General features: G+C 70.1%; 2 protein-coding genes. One reads left to right on the top strand and one right to left on the bottom strand.

What is annotated here, in order from left to right; all coding sequences use genetic code 11:
* Positions 1-1,430: DUF2142 domain-containing protein (locus QH283_RS20810; protein WP_280504653.1), on the top strand; the 1,430-nt coding region annotated here is incomplete at its 5' end.
* 28 nt (positions 1,431-1,458) lie between these two features.
* On the opposite strand, the gene rfbB is transcribed toward QH283_RS20810, so the two are convergent.
* The coding region (rfbB, locus tag QH283_RS20805) for a dTDP-glucose 4,6-dehydratase (protein ID WP_280504652.1) at positions 1,459-2,412 on the bottom strand (954 nt) is incomplete at its 5' end.

Below are 2,412 nucleotides of genomic sequence, written 5' to 3'. Positions count from 1 at the left end.
CGTTCGTGGTGCTCGCTGGCCTGTTCGGCGCGGTGTTCAGCGTGATCACCCCGCCGTTCTGGGGCCACGACGAGATCACCCAGTTCGGTCGCGCCTACCAGGTGGCGCACGGCGGCTTACTGCCCACCGAGATCGACGACGAGCGCGGCGTGGCCTACGGAGACGTGGAACCCGTCGAGTTCGACGAGCTGATGGGCTACGCGCTCGACGACTACACGAACAACCCGGGCGAGCCGGACCCGATGGTCGCCGATCCGATGGTCTACGAGCGCCTGCGCGCGGCCGAGCCCGGCGAGGAGACGACCGCGGTGTGGTTCACCAACACCGCCGCCTACTCCCCCGTGGCCTATGTGCCCGCCGCGATCGGCATCAGGACCGCCGAGGCGCTCGGGCTCGACGTCGGCGACACCGTGCTGCTGACCAGGCTGTCCGGTCTTTTCGGCTATCTGCTGGTCGGCGGCTTCGCGCTGTACACGCTGCGCCGCCACCGGGTGCAGTGGCTGGCGCTGACCGTGGCGGTGCTGCCGATCGCGGTCTTCCAGGCGGGCACCGTCACCGCCGACACCATGACCAACGCGCTGGCGCTGCTGGTGTCGGCGCTGCTGGTCAAGGGCCTGTTCCTGGGCAGGGCGTACACCAAGCCGGAGACGGTGGCCTACCTGGCCGCCACCCTGCTGCTGCCGCTGAGCAAGCCGACCTACGTGCTGCTGGCCATGCTGATCGTGCTGGTGCCGGTGCGCCGGTTCGCCTTCTTCGGCGGCGTCGCCGAGCGCGGTTTCGACTGGCGGCGGCTGGTGCCGTGGGCGTTCGCCTGCGTCGGCGGAGTGTCCTTCCTGGCGTGGATGTCGATCGCCGCGCCGACCGGCGACGGCATGAGCCTCATGCGCCCGCCGCACCAGTGGTACACGGTGAAGCCGGACGAGCAGCTCGGCGAGATCCTCGGCGACCCGATCGGCTTCCTCGGCGTGTTCCGCGACAGCCTGATCTACCGCGACCAGTTGTGGTTCACCCAGTTCTTCGGCGAACTCGGCTTCGCCTACATCGAGGTGCCCGCGCTGACCGTGCTGGCCTGCCTGCTGGCGCTGGCGGTGAGCGTCGGCATCGGCGACCGGATGGACCCGGTGTCGGCGGACCGCCTGCGCACCTGGCTGATCGCGCTGACCGTGGCGGCCAGCGTGGCGATGATCTATGTGACGCTGTACATGTCGTTCACGCCGGTCGGCTACTACATCATCGACGGCGTGCAGGGCCGCTACTTCGTCCCGCTGGCGCTGCTCGGGCTGGTCACGCTGCTGCGCTGGATGCCGCTGCGGCTCACCGACGAGCGTGGCCGCACCCCGGTGGCCGGGCCCGCGATCGTGATCGTCTCGGCGACGACGCTGGCGCTGGTGGCCACCGTGGTCAAGTACCACTCGATCGTCTGGGGCTGAGCGGGCCCCGCCCGGCGGGGGGTCGTGGTCATTCGCCGGGGGCGGTGAGCGTGCGTTCGCCCGCGGCGGCGTAGGCCTTCTCGGTGGCCTCCTTGTGCGGGCGCCACCAGTCCTCGTTGTCCCGGTACCAGGCGACGGTGGCGGCCAGGCCCGCCCGGAAGTCGGCGTAGCGCGGCTGCCAGCCGAGTTCGGCGCGCAGCCGGGTGGCGTCGATGGCGTAGCGCTGGTCGTGGCCTGGCCGGTCGGTGACGTGGTCGAAATCGTCGGGGTCGCGCCCGAACTCCTCGAGCAGCATGCCGACCACGGTGCGGTTGTCGAGTTCGCCGTCCGCGCCGATCAGGTAGGTCTGGCCGATGCGGCCGCGCTCCAGCACGTCCCAGACCGCCCGGTTGTGGTCGTGCACGTGGATCCAGTCCCTGACCTGGTGGCCCGCGCCGTAGAGGCGGGGACGCACGCCGTCGATCAGGTTGGTGATCTGGCGCGGGATGAACTTCTCCACGTGCTGGTAGGGCCCGTAGTTGTTGGAGCAGTTCGACAACGTGGCGCGGATGCCGAACGAGCGCGTCCAGGCCCGCACCAGCATGTCGCTGGCGGCCTTGGTGGCCGAGTACGGGCTGGACGGGTTGTAGGCGGTGGTCTCGGTGAACGCGGGCTCGTCGGCGGCCAGGTCGCCGTAGACCTCGTCGGTGGAGACGTGGTGGTAGCGCACGTCGTAGCGGCGCACCGCCTGCAACAGCGAGTAGGTGCCGATGATGTTGGTCTGCACGAACGGCCACGGCTCGGCCAGCGAGTTGTCGTTGTGCGACTCGGCGGCGAAATGCACCACCGCGTCCACGCCGCTGACCAGTTCGTCGACCAGGTCCAGATCGGCGATGTCGCCGTGCACGAAATCGATGTGCTGCTCGACCGGCGCGAGCGAGGCGCGATTGCCCGCGTAGGTGAGGGCGTCCAGGACCGTGCCCCTCCCCCCGGGGCGGTCCGC

This window comes from Nocardia farcinica (assembly GCF_029867845.1).
Classification (GTDB): domain Bacteria; phylum Actinomycetota; class Actinomycetes; order Mycobacteriales; family Mycobacteriaceae; genus Nocardia; species Nocardia farcinica_A.
Note: the sequence above shows the minus strand (reverse complement) of the source record. Positions and strands in the feature narration are given on the sequence as shown.